Here is a 20632-nt window from a genome sequence, read left to right as displayed (position 1 = left end):
ATCTACAAAGTATTCGAACAAGTCCAAATACGGGGTAATGTTGACCGTGATGAAGGGAATCATACGGGGATATTTCCTGCTGTTCACACCCATTCTGGTACTGGTTTTGGTGGGTGGGTATCTGCTGGGTGACGCACTGATCGAGCGCGAGCTCTACCGTGTTCGGAGCGATGAGCGCACCTTCCTGTCGCTTGCCAGCGGTCGTCTCGATGACGAGTTGGCGGTGCCGCTGCGCCATGTGCGCAGCATGTCTGAAGAGCCCATCCTGCTCGAGGCGGCGGGTCGCAACGAGCGTGACAACATTGCCGCCCAGTTTACCGTGCTGATGAACCGCAATCCTGACTACGCCCAGGTGCGTTGGCTGGCGCCGGATGGCATGGAGTTGGTGCGCTTCAATCGTCAGGGCCAGCATCTGCAGCGTGTGCCTGATGACCAGCTGCAAAACAAAAAGGATCGTTACTATTTCCACGATGCCATGGCGCTGCCCTGGGAGCGGATTTACGTCTCGCCGCTCGATCTCAACGTCGAGCAGGGGGTGATCGACCGCCCCTTCAATCCCATGATCCGTATTGCCAAGCGCCTGCGCCTGGGAGATCGCGATCTGGGCTTGCTGCTCATCAACGTGCAGGCCGGCCGTATGCTCAAGGTATTCGCCAACAGCAGTGGCAGGGCCGCCGATCACACCATGCTGTTCAATCAGGATGGCTATTGGCTGCGCAGCCCGGACCCGGCACAAGAGTGGGGCTTCATGCTCGAGCGTCCGGACCTCACCTTGAAGCAGTATTCTCCCCAGGCCTGGCAGGCATTCCTGGGTGCTTCGAGCGGCCAGGTTGAGCTTGCCGACGGTCTGTGGAGCTGGACCACGCTGTACCCGGCACTGAATCACGATCAGCTGGCCTGGAAGGCTGCCTCCATGGTGCCACGCAGCGAGCTGCTGGCCATTCGCACTCATATCTGGGGGATCATCTCGGCCACTTGCGCCATCTTGCTGTTGCTGTTCGGCGCCGCAGTGGCCTCGCTGGTGCTCAGCCGGCATCGGGAGCAGCTGGCGCAGCAGGAGGCGGCCAGACTGGCGCGGGTCAAAGGGGATTTCATCGCCAACATGAGCCACGAGATCCGCACCCCCATGAACGCCATCATGGGGTTGGCTTACCTGCTCGAACAGGGGGGGCTCGACGATGGCCAGCGCGCCCTAGTACGCAAGATCCATCAGGCCGGGCAGGCTCTGCTCGGGATCATCAATGACATTCTCGATTTTTCCAAGATTGAATCGGGCCGGCTCGAGCTCGAGCAAGTGCCATTCAGCCTGGAAGAGGTGCTCGATCATGTGGCAGCCATCATGTCCACCTGCGTTGGCAACAAGCACCTCGAGCTGGTGGTGAGCAGCGCCCCCGAGCAGGCCGCCCACCTGGTTGGGGATGCCCTGCGCCTCGAGCAGATATTGCTCAACTTGACCGGCAACGCCATCAAGTTCACCGAGCGCGGGGAGGTGGAAGTCAGGGTCGAGCTGGAAGCCGAGCAAGACGGCATGGCCACCTTGCTGTTTCGGGTGCGTGACACCGGGATCGGCATTCCGCCCGAGCAGCAGGCCAACATCTTCAATGCCTTCTCCCAGGCCGACTCCTCCACCAGCCGCCGTTTTGGGGGAACCGGGCTCGGCCTGACCATCAGTCGCCGCCTGGTGAACCTGATGGGGGGCGACATCGGCGTCACCAGCGAACTGGGCAAGGGGAGCGAGTTCTGGTTCCGTGTCCGGCTGGAGCAGGTAGAGCGGCCCGAGGCTTTCCACGAGCGGTTGCAGCACGTCTCGCTGCTTATCGCCGACGACAACCAGGTGACCCGCGACACCCTGTCGATGACGGTGGGATCCCTCGGCTGGCAGTCACGGGTGGTGGAGTCGGGCGAGCAGGCCTTGCACCATCTGCTGCGGCAGGGGGAGCGTTTTGACGTGATCCTACTCGACTGGATCATGCCGGGCATGGACGGTCTCGAGACCTGCGTGGCCATTCGCCGAGCTTTCGAGCAGCAGGATCGCTCGCCCATCATCATCATGGCAACGGCCTATTCCCAGGAAGAGTTGATGCGCCGCCCCGGCTCGGAGCAGGTGGATCTGGTGCTGCACAAGCCGGTCACCGGCTCCAGCCTCTACAACGCGGTGGCACGCCTCATCCATGAGAAGCGCGAGCATGTGGATCTGCTGGAGAGCGGCCAGCGCCGTCTGCGCCTGCCTGGTGTTCAAATACTGCTGGTCGATGACAGCGACATCAACCTGGAGGTGGCAACCCGCTTGCTGCAGCGGGAGGGGGCAGAGGTGATCACCGCCATCGACGGGGAGCGGGCCCTGGCCTGCCTTGCCGACTCGGCGCAGCGTATCGATCTGGTGCTCATGGACGTGCAGATGCCGGTGATGGATGGCTACGAGGCGACCCGTCGCCTGCGCCAGCTGCCGGGACACAAGGAGACGCCCGTGCTGGCACTCACCGCCGGGGTGTTCAAGGATCAACGCGAGGCGGCGCTGGCCTGCGGCATGAACGATTTCATCGCCAAGCCGCTCGACGTGGAGCAGCTCATCGCGACCCTGTTGCGTTACCTGCCCGACAGTGTGGTTCCACTCACGATCAACGACGCGCCACCTGCCGTGGAGCCGGTGGCCGGCATTGACATCGATACCGGGCTTCGCAACTGGGGGGAGGCCTCCGTCTATCTCAAATACCTGCGCCGATTCCGCGATGACTACATGACGGTCGGTACTGTGCTGCCGGACTACATCGCCCAGCACGAGACTGATGCGGCCGCGAGCCTGACACACAAGCTCAAGGGGGTGGCGGGCAGCCTGTCGCTCACCGATGTGGCGCGCATCAGTGCAGAATTGAATGAGGCCATCGAGCAGGGGGGAGACACCAGTCAGCTGATGGCCCCCTTCCTTGAGGCGCTGGAGCGGGCGCAGCAGGCCATCGACCTCTATGCCGGGCGCGAGCCGGGGGCCGTCAGCTCCCCGCTGGCGCAGGGCGAGGCGCAGGAGGTGTGCCTGCACGCCCTGCGTGAGGCACTGATGAGCGAGGATCTGGAACTGATTGAACCGGCGCTGGGCCAGGCCAAGAGTTACTTGCCTGCTGAGCTGGTGAGCGAGATCAGTGCGGCCCTGGAGCTGTTCGACATCCAGCTCGCCACCTGCAAGCTGGAGGGGTATCTGGACAATCGGGAGGCAGCTGGATCATGAATCGACCGCGCGTGTTGATCATCGACGACGAGCCGAGCAACCTCGGGCTGTTGCGGCAAATCCTCAAGGAGGAGTACAGCCTCTTTTTTGCCAAGGGCGGCGAAGAGGGGCTGGCCGCCGTGGCGCGCCACGAACCGGCCCTGATCCTGCTTGACGTGCGCATGCCTGACATGGACGGCTACGAGGTGTGCCGCCGGCTCAAGGCCGATCCGGCCCACGCCGGGATCCCGGTACTGTTCATCACGGCGAGCGACAACCCGGACAGCGAGAGCCAGGGGTTCGAGGCGGGCGGGGTGGATTACATTTACAAGCCGGTCTGCCCAAGCACGGTGCGCGCCCGGGTGCGCACTCACCTCTCGCTGGTGCGCCTCGATCAGCTCGAGCGCAGCTACCGCACTGCCATCGTGATGCTGAGTGAGGCGGGTCACTACAACGACACCGACACCGGGGTACATATCTGGCGCATGGCCGCCTATGCCCGAGCCCTGGCCGACGCGGCAGGCTGGAGTGCGGATCAGTCCGAGTTACTGGAGCTGGCGGCCCCCATGCACGACATGGGCAAGATTGGGATCCCTGATCACATCCTCAAGAAGCCCGGCCCCCTTACCGAAGAGGAGTGGGCCATCATGCGCACCCATCCGCGCATTGGTTACGAAATCTTGAAGCGCTCAGACGGGCTCATCTTTCGCATGGCGGCGGAGATTGCCCTGCATCACCACGAGAAGTGGGACGGCTCGGGTTATCCTGCAGGAGAAACCGGCGAAGGGATCCCCGAGGCGTCGCGGATCGTGGCCATCGCCGATGTGTTTGATGCCTTGAGCGTGCGTCGCCCTTACAAGGAGCCCTGGCCTTTGGAGCAGGTGCTGGCGACGATGCGTGACGGTGCTGGCCAGCATTTTGATCCCCGGCTGCTCGCCTGCTTTCTCGAGATCATGCCGGAGATCTTGCGCCTCAAGGCCCAGTGGGACACCCGCGAGGAGCGGGGGATCACCAGATAGGTTGTGTCAGGTAGGGATTGCTTGCCTGTTCGCGGCCGAACGTCGAGCTGGGACCGTGGCCGGGGATGAAGACGATGTCATCGCCAAGGGGCAGCAGGGTCTCGGTGATCGACTTGATGAGCGTCCCGTGATCGCCACGGGGGAAATCGGTCCTACCTATGCTGCCGGCAAACAGCACATCGCCCACCCAGGCAAGCCGCTCGGTTTGAGAGAGCAGCACCACATGGCCCGGGGTGTGGCCTGGACAGAAGTACACCTCCAGCTCGCATTGACCCACCTTTACCTTGTCACCTTGCTCAAGCCAGTGATCCGGCGTGAACGCGGGGGTATGGGTGAAGCCGAACATCTGGCTCTGCTGGGGCAGCATGTCGAGCCAGAACGCATCCTCTTTGTGGGGGCCGGTGATGGCCACCCCGGTTTTCTCCCGCAGCTCGGCAGCAGCACCGACGTGATCCAGATGACCGTGAGTCAGCAGGATATGGGTCAGGGTCAGCCCGCGTTTGGCGATGGCGGCCAGCAGCTTGTCCGCTTCGCCGCCCGGATCGATGAGGGCGGCCTGATGGGTCTCGTCACACCAGATGAGGGAGCAGTTCTGGGCAAACTGGGTGACCGGGATCACCTCGAATTTCAACATATGGGGTCCTCTTGATGGGCCGCTGATTCAGGTGCGCTACTTGGCAAAGAAGTCGAGGCAAGCCTGCTTGTCACCCTGGAAGATGATGCGCTCGCGCTTGTTGCCAAGCTGGTAAAGATACATGGGATCGTAATAGCGGGTCAGCAACAGGGTGATCCAGGCCAGGTGCAGCGAGGTATCACCGCTGCTGGCTTGCTCGGCGAGCGCGCTCTGCATCAGGGCGTCCAGCTCGCGATGGGCCTGATCGCCAAGCCTGCGCTTGAGTCTGGCCAGTGCATCGGTCAGATAGGCGGCAAACAGTGGCCAGCCCTCTTCGGCGCCAAACATCGCCTGATAGCGCAGCCAGAGATCGTGCACATAGTCCTGGCGGATCTGTTCGGCTCGCTCGCTCTGCGGCACCTCGACCACCACCAGCGGCGCCTGGCTCATGGCATCGAACAGTGGATTGGGCAGGCAGCAGCGACCGATGAGGCGGCTCTCGTCTTCCACCACGAACGCCTGCTCACCCTGATGGCGACGCTTGAGCAGCTCGATGGCCAGGTTGTTTTCAAAGTTGATGTTGCTGGGCTGGCCGCCTGGCAGCTGGCCAAACGACGACCCCCTGTGATGGGCATGGCCTTCCAGATCCAGCGCCTGGGCCACCTCGGCCAGCATGTGGGTCTTGCCGGAGCCGGTCATGCCGGTCAGCACGGCCCATTGGCACTCAGCCGCCGCACTGTCTAGGGTATCGATGAGGAAGCGGCGCAGATCCTTGTAGCCGCCGGCGATCCGCGGGCGGGTGACTCCAGCTTCATGCAGCCACTGCTGCACCGTTTGCGAGCGCAGGCCGCCGCGAAAGCAGTAGAGCACGGCATCCGGCTGCCGGCGCAGCTGGGCCAGCCAGCCCTCGAGGCGTTCGGCCCGCACGGCGCCACCGACCAGTTGATGGCCCAGTGCGATGGCGGCCGCCTGCCCCTGCTGCTTGAAGCAGGTACCGACCTGGGCCCGCTCATCATCCGTCATCAATGGCAGATTGGTGGAGCAGGGGAAGGCCCCCTCCTTGAACTCGATGGGGGCACGCAGGTCGATGAGCGGAACGTCATCCAGAAAAATCCGGGCGTAATCCGTGGCCAGTGGCAGTGCACTCATTGGACAACCTCGATGAACTGGTTGCCGGTGCGGGCCTGCAGCTGGCCGATGGGGGAGAGGGTCAGCCCTGCCTGTGCGGCAATGGCGAGGAGCTCGGCTTCACTTTCTTTACCGACGGCTACCAGCAGGCCGCCGCTGGTCTGCGGGTCGCACAGGATGTTGCGGGTGCGATCATCCATGGCGTCCAGCTTGTCGCCATAGGAGTCGAAGTTGCGCAGGGTACCACCCGGTACGCAGCCCTCACTCAGGTAGTAATCCACCTCGTCCAGCAGCGGCAGCGCCTTGAAGTCCAGACGGGCACTGACGCCGGACCCTTCGCACATCTCCAGCAGATGGCCGGCCAGACCAAAGCCGGTCACGTCGGTCATGGCATGCACGCCGGGCAGCTCGGCAAAGCGCTGGCCAATCTTGTTGAGGGTGCACATGGCGTTGGGGGCCAGTTGTTCGTGCTCGGGTTTGAGCTTGCCCTTCTTCTGGGCGGTGGTGAGGATGCCGATGCCAAGCGGCTTGGTCAGATAGAGGGTGTCACCCACCTTGGCGGTGTCGTTCTGCTTGATGGCATTGAGCGGCACGATGCCGGTCACCGCGAGGCCGAAGATGGGCTCGGGGGCATCGATGCTGTGGCCGCCGGCCAGAGAAATACCCGCTTCGTGGCACACCTGACGGCCGCCGTCGATCACCTGCTGGGCCACTTCCGGCGCCAGGGTGTTGATGGGCCAGCCGAGGATGGCGATGGCGACGATGGGTTTGCCGCCCATGGCGTAGATATCGCTGATGGCGTTGGTGGCGGCGATGCGGCCGAAGGTGAAGGGGTCATCGACGATGGGCATGAAGAAGTCGGTGGTAGAGACGATACCCTGACCGTTGCCGATATCGACCACGGCCGCGTCATCCTTGCTGCTGTTGCCGACCACCAGCGTCGGGTCGTCAAAGCCCGGGATCTGGCTCTTGAGAATGGTGTCGAGCACCTTGGGAGAGATTTTGCAGCCGCAGCCAGCGCCGTGGCTGTATTGGGTCAGACGAATGGAAGACATACTTTCCCCTTGTGTGTGCAAACTTGCGTGTACAAATAAGTGCAGCGGCTCTGTGGAGCCGTCAAATGTGCGCGTATGCGCGCGAAATTCGGGTGGCCTTGGCTGGCTTTGAGCGCAGCGATGTCAGGCAGCCGTGCAAGGCCGTCTGGCAGGACGGGGGAGGAGAGGCGACAGATGCGCCGGCGCAGCCCCGCCAAGGGCCACAGGACGGGCCATTATGCCACAAATGGCCGCTCTGGTTCGAACTGGAATTCACACAAAGCGCAGGGAATTGGCGGGTTTAGAGGAAAGGGTCAGCCTTCGCTATGACGCTGACAAGGCTCTCCCCAATGTAGCCCCGAAGGCGAGCCATGTTGCCATCGGGGCCATCTTTGGTGGGGAACTTAGCCGGCTTGCTCCATCACCGGCTGGCGAGCCTTGCCGAGCCGGCGCAGGCGCTGTTGCAGCGGCCGCTCCAGCAGGGTGTAGCTCAGCGCCGAGAGCCCGATCAGCACCGTCAGCATCAACAAGGTGGCCAACACACCCAGCAAGGGGTTGGTCTGGGCGTACCACCACGCGGTGAGCCCTGGCGCCAGATAGTGGATGAGCTCGCAGCCGGTGAGCAGCACCAGGGCGTGAAGCAGGTAGAGGGAGTAGGAGAGATCTCCCAGCCAGTTGGTGAAGCGGTTGTCCAGCAGGCGCAGCAGCGGGCTCTGGCGATCGCCCTGGCAGGCGGCAAGCCAGATCAGCAGCACGTAGGCGCTGATCAGCAGCAGGGTCAGCTGCGGCGTCATGGTGAACTGCATCAGAGCGAAGGGGAGCAGAAAGGCGAGCAGCAGCGGCAGATCCCGCTGCATCATGGGCCACTGCTGGGCGGCCTTGACCTTCGGCAGCAGCCAGAGGCCGAGCACGAATTCACTCACCCCGCGCCCGATGGCCAGCGCCCCGCTGGTGACATCCAGGGTACCCTGGCTGTGCACGATAAAGGCCAGCACCGTCAGGGCCAGCAAGGGGGCGAGGTTGCTCCAGCGGCTGCGGGTGACGGCGAGCGGAATGAGCAGCGGAAACAGCAGATAGCTGATCCACTCCACGCTGAGCGACCAGGCGGCGAAGTTCCAGGTCAATCCGTGATCGGTCACCACCTGCAGCAGCAACAGGCTGCTTGGCAACGCCTCGGCCGGGGTAAAGGGGGAGCCAAAAGGAGGCATTCCCTCCCACTCCCACATCTTGAACAGGGGGCCGGCGTAGAAGCCAATCCCATGGTGGGCCTTGTAGAGCTCCCAGCCCAGCAGCAGCAGCAGGGTCACCAGGTAGAGGGGATAAACCCGGGTCAGCCGCAGCCAGAGGAAGCGGCCATAACCGATGGTGCGGGGCGAGCGGGCGAAGCCCTCCCCGTAGACATGGGCCAGCACCAGCCCGCTCAAAATAAAGAACAGATCGACCCAGAGGTAGCCGTTCTCGATGAGTTGGGTGTGGCCGGCGATCGACTCCATCCACTGGGGAAAGAGCAGCAAGCGGGCGTGGAACAGCACCACCATCAGGGCAGCGATGCCCCGTAGCGGCGTCAACAGCGGCAATGATTGATTCATGACGGGATCCTTGATGATGTTCAGCTTGGCCTGACATCGATTTTTGTTGTGGTGCCGCTCATCAACCCTGATGAGTCGGCTGCCCAGGCTTGGCGGCCACAGGCGGGATCACCCTACCTAAAAGAGAGCCATACGGGTGTGATTTTCGTCATGAATGCGCATTTATCATCCAAAAACCAGCAAGGGATCCGCGCTGCAGCGAAGGTGAGAGGGGATCTAGACTAGGGAAGTCATCCATCAGCGTGCAAGGATTGTCCCGATGAAACTCTATGCCCATCCTTTCTCATCCTACAGCCAGAAGGTGTTGATCGCCCTCTACGAGAATGCCACCCCGTTCGAGTACCGGAATCTCGAAGAGCCGGCGGCCAACGCCGAACTTGCCGCCCTCTGGCCACTCAAGCGCTTCCCCGTGTTGCTCGATGACGGTCGCTGCATTCTCGAGAGCAGCACCATAGTCGCCCATCTGCAGGCGCACCACCGGGGCCCCGTCTGCCTGATCCCGCCTGGCGATGCGGGTCTGGAGGTGCATATGCTGGATCGCGTCTTCGATAACTATGTGATGACGCCGATGCAAAAAGTGGTGCTGGATGCGCTGCGCCCGATCGCGGATCGCGACCGTTATGGCGTAGCGGAGGCCCGCGAGCTGCTCGATCAGATCTACCCCTGGCTCGATCAGCGGCTCGAAGGACGCTACTGGATTGCCGGTGCAGACTTCACGCTGGCCGATTGCGCCGCCGCCCCCTCGCTCTTCTACGCCGACTGGGCCCACGAGATCCCCGCTGGATATGGCCGTCTGCGTGCCTATCGCGCCCGGTTGCTTAGCCATCCCTCCATCGTGCGGGTAGTGGAGGAGGCCAGGCCATTTCGGCACTACTTCCCGCTGGGCGCGCCGGCGCGTGATTGAGCGGGATGATTTGTTGCGGGCGGAATTATTGCCGCCCCGAGCAATGTGCGAGGTGGACAGGGGCATGGCGTGATCAACCGCAGGGAAAAAACAGTGATATTCATTCAGGTGAGTGAGTATGCGTTTATGGCCGATATTTCCCCGAGGAATTTTTAATGTTGATGCGTAATATTTCATGTTTTTGCATAAAGAAAATGCCGAACAGTCCCTGCCGGTGGGCTGTGTATGCCATGTCTGGGTGAAAGAGAGATGAGAATCGGGCTAACGATGGGGCAATTCCAGATTGAGGATGGCTGTCGTCAGTTGAAGAGGAGAGACAGGAGCACCCATCGCTGCTGGTGGCAAAGTCGGGGGGCGGTTATCTCTTTGGCGGCCGCATGAAAAAAGCCCGCTTTGATCGCGGGCTTTTTGATGATTTGCCGGACGTCCTGGCCCGGATCTGGAACCGGGGACAGGGGGCAGCGCTGGTCTGCTCGGCTTAGCGGGCGCGCACCACCAGCCCCTTGAGGTAGAAGCCTTCCGGATAGGCGGTACCGATGGGGTGATCGGATGCCTGGGAGAGCAGCTCCAGGATCTGGGCGTCGCGACCGGCATCGAGCGCCGCATCGGCGACGATCTTCTGGAACAGGCTCTGCTCCATCAGGCCGGAGCAGGAGTAGGTCAAGAGCACGCCACCCGGTGCCAGCAGCTGGAACGCCAGCATGTTGATGTCTTTGTAGCCGCGACAGGCGCCCAGCAGCTGGGCCTTGCTCTCGGCAAACTTGGGCGGATCCAGCACGATGACATCGAACTTCTCGCCCTTTTCGCGGTATTCACGCAGCAGCTTGAACACGTCGTGACGAACGAACTGGGTGTTGCTGGTATCCAGCCCGTTCAGCTCGGCGTTCTGGCGGGCGATATCCAGTGCATTCTGGGAGAGATCGACGTTGATCACTTCCTTGGCGCCGCCCTTGAGGGCGTAGACGCCAAAACCACCGGTGTAGCAGAAGCAGTTGAGCACCCGCTTGCCTTCGGTGTACTTGGCGGCAGCCTGGCGGTTGTCCCGCTGATCCAGATAGAAGCCGGTCTTGTGACCGTTGCGGATGTCCACCAGGATCTTGACGCCACCGTTCTCCTCGATGATCACGGGATCGGTCGGGGTCTCGCCATAGATGACACCGGTACGTTCCTTCAGCCCTTCCTTCTTGCGTACCGCCACGTCGGAGCGCTCATAGATGCTGCACTCGGGGTAGAGAGTGCGCAGCGCTTGCGTTATCAGCTCGCGCTGGAACTCGGCGCCGGCGGAGAGAATTTGGCACACCAGAAAGTCGGCATAACGGTCGATGGTCAGACCCGGCAGGCCGTCGGATTCGGCGGCACAGAGGCGATAGCCGGTGAGGCCTTGACGCTTGATGAGCCCATCGCGGGACTCCTGGGCGTATTTGAGGCGACGGATGAAGAAGTCGAGATCGACAGCTTCCTCTTTGTCGAAGGTCCAGACCCGGGCACGGATCTGGGAGCTGCCGGACCAGGCACCGCGGGCGAGCCACTTGCCATCCTGGGTGTAGATCTCGACGGTATCGCCATCGATGGGGTTGCCCTGTACCCGCTCGATCCCTTTGGAGAAGATCCAGGGGTGGCGACGCAGCAGGGATTTTTCGCGGCCTTTGACGAGATAGATGGAAGCGCTCATGGGGGTTGCCAGATGGTCAAAAGAAAAGGGGCCACATTCTATGTGGCCCGCTGGCAAAACTCAAACAACCTTGGCAGATAGCGTCAGGCTTTGGGAGCTTGCTAATCAGATTTTTAGCCCCTTCAATGCCTGTGCCAGCTCGGTGGCGGTGGCCTTGAGGCCGGCGGTGCCGGCCACCGAGGCGCTGGCGGACTCTTCCACCTGACCCGCTTCGTGGCGCACCTGATCCAGATTGCGGGTGATCTCCTCGGCCACCGAGCTCTGCTGCTCGCTGGAGGTGGCGATCTGGGTGCTCATCTCCAGCACCGCATCGCTGTGGTTGCTGAGTTTGTCGATGTCGAGCCCCACTTCGCTGATCAAGGCCTGGCTGCTGGCGGCGCGACCTACGGTTTTCTCCATGATGTCGTTCAGCGCGCCGGTGCCGGCCTGCAGCTCTTCGATCATCTGCTGGATCTCCACCGTGGCCTGCTGGGTGCGGCTGGCGAGGGTGCGTACCTCGTCGGCCACCACCGCGAAGCCGCGGCCCTGCTCGCCGGCGCGGGCCGCCTCGATGGCGGCATTGAGGGCCAGCAGGTTGGTCTGCTGGGAGATGGCGTTGATGACGTTGACCACTTCGTTGATGCGATTGGCGTTGTGGGTCAGCCGTCCCACCGCGCCGGAGGCGTTGCCGATCTCGTCGGCCAGGGTGCGGATGGCGGTGATGGTGCGCGATACCCGGGCGGCGCCGTTGGCCGCCTCTTCACTTGACTGACGGGTCTGCTGCAGGGTGTCGTTGGCGTTGCGGGCCACTTCACGGATGGCGGCAGACATCTGCTCCATGGCGGCGGCCAGGGAGTCCATGTGCTGGCGCTGGGAGCGGGCCATGCTCTCACCCTCGCTGGCGTGATCGCGAAACTCGTCGGCGGCCAGGGTCAGCGCCTCGGCGGACTCTTCCACCAGTTGCACTATCTTGTGCTGGCGGTCGGTGAACCTGTCGATGCTGCCCGCCAGAATGGAGAACTCGTCGCGCACCGGGAAGAAGTTGAGGCGGAAGGTGAGGTCGCCATCCGCCACGGTCTGCAACGCCTTGTTGGTGGAGTAGAGCGCACCGGAGACAAAGGTCATCAGGTAGTGGGTGACCAGCGCCAGCAGGGCAGCCAGCACGGCGATGATGGTGAGCGTGGTGCCCTGACCATCCCACATGGAGTAGCGGGAGGCATCCAGGGTGCCGGTGACGATCCCGGCCTGACCGGCGCTGGCGCCGTATCGATAGATGTCGCCCTGCCGGGTTAGCCCTGTGCTGCCGGTCGGGCTCAGCGTGAGCTCGGCCGGCAGGGTGAGACCGGCATGCTGGCTTGAGAGCTGGGCACTCAGTTCGACCCGCTGCTTGAGCTGATCCAGGCGCAGCTGTATCTGTTGCTGGTGACCGTCGGCCAGCAGATACCAGCTGAGAAAGGCGATGAACAGCAGCGGGCACCAGAAGGTGATGAGAAATTTTTCGCTGATCGTGAGGTGAATGAGATAACGGTCAACCCACCGAAACTTTACTTCTTTCATAATGGTATTGCGTCCTGCAAGGGGATGAGAGTGTCGCGCTCATTATCGCCTTGGGGGGAAATTTCTTAAGGGGAAGGTGTGAGAAATGGGAGAGCAATCGTTTGTCGTGCGAGTGTGGGGCCTGGTTCAGGGGGTGGGGTTTCGTTACTTCACCCGGGAGCGGGCGCTGCAACTGGGGCTGCGGGGCCATGCCTACAACCTGGAAGATGGCTCGGTGGAGATCCTCATCTGCGGGCCGGAGCAGAGCGTGCAAATGATGCTGGGTTGGCTGGAGCGCGGGCCGCGCACCGCCGAGGTGACCCGGATGGAGTATGAAGTGGCGCCGCCACCCAAGGGGAGCGGCTTTCATACCAATTGAGCGCCTTGCCACGCCAATGACGCCGAACCGCCATGAAAAACGGGAGCCACACAGGCTCCCGTTTGCGTCGATGGCGCTCTTGGGTCAGCCGGCCTGGGCGGCATCGGCGATGGCCTGGGTCTTGGCCAGCACCGCCTGCAGGGCGGGGCGTTTGGCCAGACGATCCCGATAGGCCGCCAGCTTGGGGGGAATGGTCTGCTCGAAGCGGGTGGCCCACATCAGGGTATGGGCCAGCAGCAGATCGGCGATGGTGATCTGTTCCCCCAGCAGGTAACCCTGCTCGGGTACCCAGGATTCGGCGATGGCCGCCGCCTTGTCGAACTCCCACTTGGCGGTGGGGAAGATGGCCGGCAGACGCTGGGCCTCGGGCAGGGCGAAGCGGTGCTTGCCGATGGTCCACAGCGGCTGCTCCAGCTCGCAGGTGATGAAACTGACCCACTGGGCGTGCAGCGCCGAGGTCTGGGTCCCTCTGGCTGGCAGCCAGTTCGGGCCATACACCTCGGCCAGGTACTGCATGATGGCGGCAGATTCGGTCAGCACAAACTCCCCGTCCTTGAGCACCGGCATCTTGCCGCTCGGGTTGAGGGTCAAAAACCAGTCGCTGCGGTTCTCGCCCTTGGCGAAGTCGAGAAACTGGAACTGCCACGCCACGTCCAGCTCTTCCAGTAACCAGGATACGCGCAGGGCCCGACTGACGGGGGTGCCATATAAGGTGATCATGCTTGCTCCTTGCCTGATGAAGGGGGCCATGGGCCCGAAGTGAATCGCCAGTCTAGGCAAATTACCCAAACGCAACAAGCACCGAAGGGGTGAAGTGCGCACCATCCAGGGCGTTCAGTGGGGAGAGGAAAGAGGGAAGGGGGCGAAGAGGGAAAAATAAAAGGGAGGCCGCAGGCCTCCCTTGATTGCTTGATGACCGGGCTTCGCTTACTTGACGCGCATGCCGGGCTGGGCGCCGTCCTGCGGCTCCAGGATCCAGAGATCCTTGCCGCCCGGGCCTGCCGCCAGCACCATGCCTTCGGACATGCCGAAACGCATCTTGCGCGGGGCCAGGTTGGCCACCATCACGGTCAGCTTGCCTTCCAGATCTTCCGGATTGTAGGCGGACTTGATACCGGCAAACACCTGACGGGTCTCACCGCCGATATCCAGCTGCAGCTTGAGCAGTTTGTCCGCTTCCGGTACGGCTTCGGCCTTCTTGATCAGCGCTACGCGCAGGTCAATCTTGGCGAAGTCGTCGTAGCTGATGGTCTCGCTGATGGGATCGTCTACCAGCGGGCCGCTCGCTTTCGGTGCCTGCTCTTTGGCCAGATCTTCCTTGGACGCGTCGATCATGGCTTCGATTTTGGCCGGTTCGATGCGGGAGAACAGCGCCTTGAACGGGGCAACGGTGTGATCAACCAGCGGCATTTCGATGCCATCCCAGCTGAGGGTTTCCCCCAGGAAGGCTTCGGCACGCTCGGCCAGCAGCGGCATTACCGGCTTGAGGTAGGCCATCAGCACGCGGAACAGGTTGATGCCGACGGAGCAGACCGCCTGCAGCTCGGCGTCAGCGCCTTCCTGCTTGGCGATGACCCAGGGAGCCTTGTCATCCACGTAGCGGTTGGCCTTGTCGGCCAGCGCCATGATCTCGCGGATGGCGCGGCTGAACTCGCGGCTCTCGTAGGCCTCGGCGATGGCAGTGCGGGCGTTGGCGAACTCGGCGTAGAGCTCAGGCTCGGCGCAGGTCGCCGCCAGCTTGCCGTCGAAACGCTTGGCGATGAAACCGGCGTTGCGCGACGCCAGGTTGACCAGCTTGTTGACCACGTCGGCGTTGACGCGGGCGACGAAGTCATCGAGGTTCAAGTCCAGATCGTCGATGCGGCTGTTGAGCTTGGCGGCGTAGTAGTAACGCAGGCACTCTGGATCCAGATGGTTGAGATAGGTGGAAGCCTTGATGAAGGTGCCCTTGGACTTGGACATCTTGGCGCCGTTGACGGTCACGTAGCCGTGTACGTTGACCTTGGTCGGCTTGCGGAAACCGGCGCCTTCCAGCATGGACGGCCAGAACAGGCAGTGGAAGTAGGCGATGTCCTTGCCGATGAAGTGATAGAGCTCGGCCTCGGAGTCCGCTTTCCAGTAGCTGTCGAAATCGATGTCGCCGCGCTTGTTGCACAGGTTCTTGAACGACGCCATGTAGCCGATGGGGGCATCCAGCCAGACGTAGAAGTACTTGCCCGGGGCGCCGGGAATTTCGAACCCGAAGTAGGGGGCGTCACGGGTGATGTCCCACTGCTGCAGGCCGCTCTCGAACCACTCCTGCATCTTGTTGGCCATCTCTTCTTGGATGGCGCCAGAGCCGCGCACCCACTCTGCCAGCCATTTTTCAAACTGCGGCAGGTCGAAGAAGAAGTGCTCGGAGTCCTTCATCACCGGGGTGGCGCCGGAGACGGCGGATTTCGGATCGATCAGCTCGGTCGGGCTGTAGGTCGCGCCGCAGCTGTCACAGTTGTCACCATACTGCTCAGGGGACTTGCACTTGGGGCAGGTACCCTTGACGAAGCGGTCCGGCAGGAACATGGACTTTTCAGGGTCGAACAGCTGGGAGATGGTGCGGCTCTTGATCTTGCCGCCAGCCTGCAGACGGCCGTAGATCAGCTCCGCCAGCTCGCGGTTCTCGTCGCTGTGAGTGGAGTGATAGTTGTCAAAACTGATGTTGAAGCCGGCGAAGTCGGCCTGGTGCTCCTTGGAGACGGCCGCGATCATCTCTTCCGGGGTGATCCCCAGCTGTTGGGCCTTGAGCATGATCGGGGTGCCGTGGGCATCGTCGGCACAGACAAAGTGCACCTGGTGACCGCGCATTCGCTGATAACGAACCCAGATATCGGCCTGGATGTGTTCCAGCATGTGGCCAAGATGGATGGAGCCATTGGCATAGGGAAGGGCGCAGGTTACCAGCATTGTACGAGGATCAGTTGCCATATAGTCGTTCTTGATGTGCTTGTTGGGATGATAGAGTGCCGTGCATGTTACCCGAATTGGGGGTAGCCTGCCTAGGGTTGTGGCTCGTCCGCCCTGCCGGCGCACGCTGGTCGACCAGCAGGCAAGCCACTGATTTGTGTGCGGTAACCGTTCACCTCAAGATAAAGACAAGATAATGAGGAGTTAATGGTGATTGATTCAGTAAAACAGATCCTCGCCGAATTTAAGCCAACTGGCTGGGGCAAGGATCTGGTGGCTGCCGGCTTCGTGCGCAGCATCGACAAACAGGGCTCGACGCTGACCATCAAGCTGGTGCTGCCCTTTGCAGGCCACTCCCTGTTTGAGCAGATCAAGCAGGAGTTTGACGCCCGCCTGCGCAGCGCCACCGGCGCCACCCGTATCGACTGGGTAGGCGAAATCGAGGTCGCCAGCTTGCCGCGAGCGCAAGGGCTGGCGGCGGTGCAGGGCATTCGCAACATCATCGTGGTTGCCTCCGGCAAGGGCGGGGTGGGCAAGTCCACTACCGCGGTCAACCTGGCGCTGGCGCTGCAAAAAGAGGGGGCGCGGGTCGCCATTCTGGATGCGGACATCTACGGCCCCTCCATTCCGACCATGACCGGGACCTTGAAGGAGCGTCCTGTCAGCCATGACGGCAAGCTGATGGAGCCGGTGATGGCATGCGGCCTCAAGAGCAACAGCATCGGTTATCTGGTGGCCGAGCAGGATGCCACCATCTGGCGTGGCCCCATGGCGAGCAAGGCGCTGGCCCAGATCCTCCACGAGACCCGCTGGGGCGAAGTGGACTATCTGGTGGTGGACATGCCGCCGGGTACCGGCGACATCCAGCTGACCCTGGCCCAGCAGGTGCCGACCACGGCGGCGGTGATCGTCACCACGCCGCAGGACGTGGCGCTGGCGGATGCCCGCAAGGGACTGGCCATGTTCAACAAGGTCAGCGTGCCGGTGCTCGGCATCATCGAGAACATGAGTTACCACGTCTGCAGCGCCTGTGGTCATCATGAGCCGCTGTTTGGTACCGGTGGTGGCCAGAAGATGGCGGAACAGTATCAGGTGGCACTGCTTGGCCAGCTGCCGCTGCACATCGACATCCGCCAGCACATGGACGATGGCTGTCCGACCGTGTTCGGCGCCCCGACCGGGGAGCTGGCAGAGGCCTATCTGAAACTGGCTCGTCGGGTGGGAGCTGAACTCTATTTCAGCGGTAAACCGATTGCGACCCCCCTCTATGCCATGGCGCTGGATGAATAATCGGCGGTCGACCGCCTGGGGTGGATTTGAGGGTGGGCATGGCTCACCCTTTTTTATATAATGGATCGGTTTAAACCATCCCCACTGCTCTTCTCTTTAGGTATTTTCAATGTCTGATACTCAACATTCGTGTGTGATCATCGGTATTGCTGGTGCATCCGCTTCCGGCAAGAGTCTTATAGCCCAAACCATCTATGAAGAGCTGGTGGCCGAGCTGGGAGCCGGTCAGATTGGCGTGATCACCGAAGATTGCTACTACCGCGATCAGACCCACCTGACCATGGAAGAGCGGGTCAAAACCAACTATGACCACCCCAACGCGCTGGATCACGATCTGCTGGTCCAGCACCTGAGCCAGCTGGTGCAAGGTGATGCGGTCAATATTCCCCAATACTCCTATACCGAACATACCCGCATGAGTGAAGTGACCCCGTTCGCACCGCGCCGGGTGATCATTCTGGAAGGGATCCTGCTGCTGACTGACAGCCGCTTGCGAGATCTGATGGATGCCTCCATCTTCATGGATACGCCGCTCGATATCTGCCTGCTGCGCCGTCTGGTGCGTGACGTGCAGGAGCGTGGCCGGACCATGGACTCGGTGCTCAAGCAGTACCAGAAGACGGTACGCCCCATGTTCCTGCAGTTTATCGAGCCTTCCAAGCAGTACGCGGACGTGATCGTCCCCCGTGGCGGCAAGAACCGCATCGCCATCGACATGCTCAAGGCGCGTATCCGCCACATGTTGATTGGTTGAGAGATATCAAGCCGGGTGATGCCCGGCTTTTTTAAATGAACAATTTGTCAGGAGAGTCGCCCAATGCGTCTTTGTGATACCGATATCGAACGTCATCTGGATGAAGGCAAGATCGTCATTGAGCCCAGACCCGGCATTGAACGGATCAGCGGCGTCAGCGTCGACGTGCTGCTGGGCAACGAGTTTCGGGTGTTTCGCGATCATACCGCCCCCTACATCGATCTGAGCGGCCCCAGCAGCGAAATGGCCGACGCCATCGATCGGGTGATGAGCGATGAGATCCATGTGCCGGATGGCGAAGCCTTCTATCTGCACCCGGGTCAGCTGGCCCTGGCGGTGACCTATGAATCGGTCACCCTGCCGGCCGATATCGTCGGCTGGCTCGACGGCCGCTCGTCCCTGGCCCGCCTCGGGCTGATGGTGCACGTGACCGCGCACCGCATCGATCCGGGCTGGTCCGGCCGCATCGTGCTGGAGTTCTACAACGGCGGCAAGCTGCCGCTGGCGCTGCGCCCCAAGATGAAGATCGGTGCGCTGAACTTCGAGATGCTCTCCGGTGTGGCGGCGCGTCCCTACAACAAACGGGAAAACGCCAAGTACAAGAGCCAGCAGGGTGCGGTTGCCAGCCGCATCAATCAGGACTGAGAGCGGGTCGACAGTCGAGCCGACGGCAATGTGTTAAAAGAGGGCGCCGATGGCGCCCTCTCCATTCGCTTGGGCAGATTGATGTGGCAAAGAGGGCAGGGCGAGGGAGTGATCTTGCCTGTCATTTGTACAAACAGGGCGATGCGGTTGGTCGAAAATTGACGGAGCCTAAGTCGGTGAGAGTGGTTTTTGCGGCATACTGATGATGAATTGTTCCCGTTTGGGAACTGTTTTTGTCAGGCAAGGTCTGTTTAATTAATCAAGGACAAGCCGCATGGTGACTGGCTCTAAGCTATTTACTGGCGGAATGCTCTTTTTTTTTCTTACTGAAATATTTCAACAACGGGTATGGCGTTACCAGCCTTCTGGCATAATCCGCCGCAACTCATAAACAGGTTCGTTTTTTATGTTTGAAATGTTTAGTGGTTTGGGTTTGTGGTGGTCAATCGGTTTGGTATTGGCCGTTTTTTTTGTGTTGGCCTATGAATTCATCAACGGCTTTCACGATACCGCCAACGCGGTAGCAACGGTTATCTATACCAAGGCGATGCCGGCACACATGGCAGTAGTAGCCTCCGGTCTGTTCAACTTTGCCGGGGTCATGATGGGTGGTCTGGGCGTGGCTTATGCCATTGTCCACCTGCTGCCCATCGATCTGCTGCTGGGGATGGACTCCACTCAGGGTCTGATCATGGTGTTCTCCCTGCTGTTTTCCGCCATCGTGTGGAATTTGGGTACCTGGTTCTTCGGGATCCCGGCGTCCAGCTCACACACGCTGATCGGCTCCATTCTGGGGGTAGGCGGCGCCTATGCCTGGATCAGCCATCAACCGCTGCAGGAAGGCATCAACGTCGCGAAAGCCATCGACATCATGCTTTCCCTCATCATCTCTCCCACCGTCGGTTTCATCATCGCCGCGCTGCTGCTGTTCGCCATGAAACGCGTCTGGCAGGGCAGCAAGATCCACAAGACCCCGGAAGAGCGTCTGCTGGTGGACGGCAAGAAGCATCCGCCGTTCTGGGCGCGTCTCACTCTGGTGGCGTCTGCCATGGGCGTGAGCTTTGTGCACGGTTCCAACGATGGCCAGAAGGGCATCGGTCTGGTGATGCTGGTGCTGATCTGCATGGCACCTGCCTATTTCGCACTGGACATGAACAGTCGCTCCTATGACCTGGATCGTACCCAGGATGCCAATCAGCGCATCATGGAGATCTATCAGCGCAACCATGAGCAGGTTTCCAAGGTAGTGAACTTCAGTGTGCCTGCCCAGGCCCAGGAAGAGTTGATGACTCACTGTGCTGCTGATGGTGCTCTGCAGGCCATGGCCACGCTGGACAATCGTCTTGCCCAAGTGCGGACCTATGAAGAGATGGACCTGACCGACCGCCGTGAAGTGCGCCGTCTGTTGCTGTGCATCGACGATACCGCTCGCAAGGTGTCCAAGCTGCCGCTGCCGGCCAAAGAGCTGACCGACCTTGCCAAATGGCGCAAGGATCTGACGGCCACTGCCGAATATGCACCGACCTGGGTCATCGTCTCCATCGCGCTGGCGCTGGGCTGTGGCACCATGGTGGGCTGGCGTCGTATCGTCTACACCGTAGGCGAGAAGATTGGTTCCTCCGGCATGACCTACAGCCAGGGGATCGCCGCCCAGATCACCGCTGCCGCCTCCATCGGTGTGGCCAGTTTGACCGGGATGCCGGTATCGACCACCCACATCCTCTCCTCTGCCGTAGCGGGGACCATGGTGGCCAACAAGTCGGGCCTGCAGAGCCAGACCATCAAGACCATCTTGATGGCCTGGGTGCTGACCCTGCCGCTGACCATGCTGCTCTCTGGTGGTCTGTTCCTGATCAGCCATCATCTGTTCAGCTGATAGCAGATACCAGAAGTATGTTGAGAAAGGGCCCTTGCGGCCCTTTTTTCATGACCTCAAAACGGATATGTGATG

The 20632-nt window shown here is 61.5% G+C and carries 16 protein-coding genes; 8 read left to right on the top strand and 8 right to left on the bottom strand.

The window, feature by feature from the left end:
- Positions 1 to 49: 49 nt before the first annotated feature.
- Both OKC44_RS09620 and OKC44_RS09615 read left to right on the top strand, forming a co-directional pair.
- Complete coding sequence (locus OKC44_RS09620) at positions 50 to 3220, top strand: hybrid sensor histidine kinase/response regulator (RefSeq protein WP_270812490.1); 3171 nt, start codon at positions 50 to 52, stop codon at positions 3218 to 3220.
- Positions 3217 to 4218, top strand: a complete 1002-nt coding sequence (locus tag OKC44_RS09615) for a response regulator (protein ID WP_011706078.1) — start codon at positions 3217 to 3219, stop codon at positions 4216 to 4218. The genes OKC44_RS09620 and OKC44_RS09615 overlap by 4 nt, the downstream gene beginning before the upstream one ends.
- Here OKC44_RS09615 and OKC44_RS09610 read toward each other — a convergent pair.
- From OKC44_RS09610 to OKC44_RS09595, 4 genes are all read right to left on the bottom strand, one after another.
- Complete coding sequence (locus OKC44_RS09610) at positions 4208 to 4852, bottom strand: MBL fold metallo-hydrolase (RefSeq protein ID WP_270812488.1); 645 nt, start codon at positions 4850 to 4852, stop codon at positions 4208 to 4210. The genes OKC44_RS09615 and OKC44_RS09610 overlap by 11 nt on opposite strands.
- Before the next feature lie 36 nt (positions 4853 to 4888).
- The gene (gene mnmH / locus OKC44_RS09605) at positions 4889 to 5980 is read right to left on the bottom strand and encodes a tRNA 2-selenouridine(34) synthase MnmH (RefSeq protein WP_270812486.1); all 1092 of its coding nucleotides are present in this window, start codon (positions 5978 to 5980) and stop codon (positions 4889 to 4891) included.
- The gene (gene selD / locus OKC44_RS09600; protein ID WP_016350735.1) at positions 5977 to 7014 is read right to left on the bottom strand and encodes a selenide, water dikinase SelD; all 1038 of its coding nucleotides are present in this window, start codon (positions 7012 to 7014) and stop codon (positions 5977 to 5979) included. Before selD ends, mnmH begins: the two co-directional genes overlap by 4 nt.
- Before the next feature lie 383 nt (positions 7015 to 7397).
- On the bottom strand, positions 7398 to 8582 hold the full coding sequence (locus tag OKC44_RS09595) for an acyltransferase family protein (RefSeq protein ID WP_270812483.1): 1185 nt from the start codon (positions 8580 to 8582) through the stop codon (positions 7398 to 7400).
- 259 nt (positions 8583 to 8841) lie between these two features.
- Here OKC44_RS09595 and OKC44_RS09590 point away from each other — a divergent pair, with 259 nt between their 5' ends.
- The gene (locus tag OKC44_RS09590) at positions 8842 to 9486 is read left to right on the top strand and encodes a glutathione S-transferase family protein (RefSeq protein WP_270812482.1); all 645 of its coding nucleotides are present in this window, start codon (positions 8842 to 8844) and stop codon (positions 9484 to 9486) included.
- Between the two features lie 478 nt (positions 9487 to 9964).
- Here OKC44_RS09590 and OKC44_RS09585 read toward each other — a convergent pair whose 3' ends face one another.
- Both OKC44_RS09585 and OKC44_RS09580 read right to left on the bottom strand, forming a co-directional pair.
- Positions 9965 to 11158, bottom strand: a complete 1194-nt coding sequence (locus OKC44_RS09585) for a class I SAM-dependent methyltransferase (protein WP_270812479.1) — start codon at positions 11156 to 11158, stop codon at positions 9965 to 9967.
- A gap of 105 nt (positions 11159 to 11263) precedes the next feature.
- The gene (locus OKC44_RS09580; protein WP_270812477.1) at positions 11264 to 12694 is read right to left on the bottom strand and encodes a methyl-accepting chemotaxis protein; all 1431 of its coding nucleotides are present in this window, start codon (positions 12692 to 12694) and stop codon (positions 11264 to 11266) included.
- A gap of 85 nt (positions 12695 to 12779) precedes the next feature.
- Between OKC44_RS09580 and OKC44_RS09575 the strand changes: the two genes are divergently transcribed.
- Positions 12780 to 13052, top strand: a complete 273-nt coding sequence (locus OKC44_RS09575; protein WP_005300975.1) for an acylphosphatase — start codon at positions 12780 to 12782, stop codon at positions 13050 to 13052.
- 84 nt (positions 13053 to 13136) lie between these two features.
- On the opposite strand, the gene OKC44_RS09570 is transcribed toward OKC44_RS09575, so the two are convergent.
- A complete protein-coding gene (locus OKC44_RS09570) occupies positions 13137 to 13772 on the bottom strand; it encodes a glutathione S-transferase family protein (protein ID WP_130632342.1) in 636 nt (211 codons plus the stop codon).
- A gap of 207 nt (positions 13773 to 13979) precedes the next feature.
- On the bottom strand, positions 13980 to 16013 hold the full coding sequence (metG, locus tag OKC44_RS09565; RefSeq protein ID WP_130632343.1) for a methionine--tRNA ligase: 2034 nt from the start codon (positions 16011 to 16013) through the stop codon (positions 13980 to 13982).
- A 186-nt stretch (positions 16014 to 16199) separates the two neighbouring features.
- On the opposite strand from metG, the gene apbC reads away from it, so the two are divergent.
- From apbC to OKC44_RS09545, 4 genes are all read left to right on the top strand, one after another.
- Positions 16200 to 17282, top strand: coding sequence for an iron-sulfur cluster carrier protein ApbC (gene apbC / locus OKC44_RS09560; protein WP_029303004.1), 1083 nt, complete (start codon positions 16200 to 16202; stop codon positions 17280 to 17282).
- Between the two features lie 109 nt (positions 17283 to 17391).
- Positions 17392 to 18036, top strand: coding sequence for a uridine kinase (gene udk, locus OKC44_RS09555; protein WP_011706091.1), 645 nt, complete (start codon positions 17392 to 17394; stop codon positions 18034 to 18036).
- A 63-nt stretch (positions 18037 to 18099) separates the two neighbouring features.
- Complete coding sequence (gene dcd / locus OKC44_RS09550) at positions 18100 to 18681, top strand: dCTP deaminase (RefSeq protein WP_011706092.1); 582 nt, start codon at positions 18100 to 18102, stop codon at positions 18679 to 18681.
- Between the two features lie 406 nt (positions 18682 to 19087).
- On the top strand, positions 19088 to 20557 hold the full coding sequence (locus OKC44_RS09545) for an inorganic phosphate transporter (protein WP_011706094.1): 1470 nt from the start codon (positions 19088 to 19090) through the stop codon (positions 20555 to 20557).
- The last annotated feature ends 75 nt before the right edge of the window (positions 20558 to 20632 follow it).

Origin of the sequence: Aeromonas sp. S41-2 (assembly GCF_027705845.1) — a bacterium.
Lineage (GTDB): Bacteria > Pseudomonadota > Gammaproteobacteria > Enterobacterales > Aeromonadaceae > Aeromonas > Aeromonas hydrophila.
Note: the sequence above shows the minus strand (reverse complement) of the source record. Positions and strands in the feature narration are given on the sequence as shown.

Excerpts from the sequence above, each read along its gene's own strand:
- OKC44_RS09620 (WP_270812490.1), top strand. The coding sequence starts at position 50 with ATGAAGGGAATCATACGGGGATATTTCCTGCTGTTCACACCCATTCTG.
- OKC44_RS09615 (WP_011706078.1), top strand. The coding sequence starts at position 3,217 with ATGAATCGACCGCGCGTGTTGATCATCGACGACGAGCCGAGCAACCTC.
- OKC44_RS09610 (WP_270812488.1), bottom strand. The coding sequence starts at position 4,852 with ATGTTGAAATTCGAGGTGATCCCGGTCACCCAGTTTGCCCAGAACTGC.
- mnmH (WP_270812486.1), bottom strand. The coding sequence starts at position 5,980 with ATGAGTGCACTGCCACTGGCCACGGATTACGCCCGGATTTTTCTGGAT.
- selD (WP_016350735.1), bottom strand. The coding sequence starts at position 7,014 with ATGTCTTCCATTCGTCTGACCCAATACAGCCACGGCGCTGGCTGCGGC.
- OKC44_RS09595 (WP_270812483.1), bottom strand. The coding sequence starts at position 8,582 with ATGAATCAATCATTGCCGCTGTTGACGCCGCTACGGGGCATCGCTGCC.
- OKC44_RS09590 (WP_270812482.1), top strand. The coding sequence starts at position 8,842 with ATGAAACTCTATGCCCATCCTTTCTCATCCTACAGCCAGAAGGTGTTG.
- OKC44_RS09585 (WP_270812479.1), bottom strand. The coding sequence starts at position 11,158 with ATGAGCGCTTCCATCTATCTCGTCAAAGGCCGCGAAAAATCCCTGCTG.
- OKC44_RS09580 (WP_270812477.1), bottom strand. The coding sequence starts at position 12,694 with ATGAAAGAAGTAAAGTTTCGGTGGGTTGACCGTTATCTCATTCACCTC.
- OKC44_RS09575 (WP_005300975.1), top strand. The coding sequence starts at position 12,780 with ATGGGAGAGCAATCGTTTGTCGTGCGAGTGTGGGGCCTGGTTCAGGGG.
- OKC44_RS09570 (WP_130632342.1), bottom strand. The coding sequence starts at position 13,772 with ATGATCACCTTATATGGCACCCCCGTCAGTCGGGCCCTGCGCGTATCC.
- metG (WP_130632343.1), bottom strand. The coding sequence starts at position 16,013 with ATGGCAACTGATCCTCGTACAATGCTGGTAACCTGCGCCCTTCCCTAT.
- apbC (WP_029303004.1), top strand. The coding sequence starts at position 16,200 with ATGGTGATTGATTCAGTAAAACAGATCCTCGCCGAATTTAAGCCAACT.
- udk (WP_011706091.1), top strand. The coding sequence starts at position 17,392 with ATGTCTGATACTCAACATTCGTGTGTGATCATCGGTATTGCTGGTGCA.
- dcd (WP_011706092.1), top strand. The coding sequence starts at position 18,100 with ATGCGTCTTTGTGATACCGATATCGAACGTCATCTGGATGAAGGCAAG.
- OKC44_RS09545 (WP_011706094.1), top strand. The coding sequence starts at position 19,088 with ATGTTTGAAATGTTTAGTGGTTTGGGTTTGTGGTGGTCAATCGGTTTG.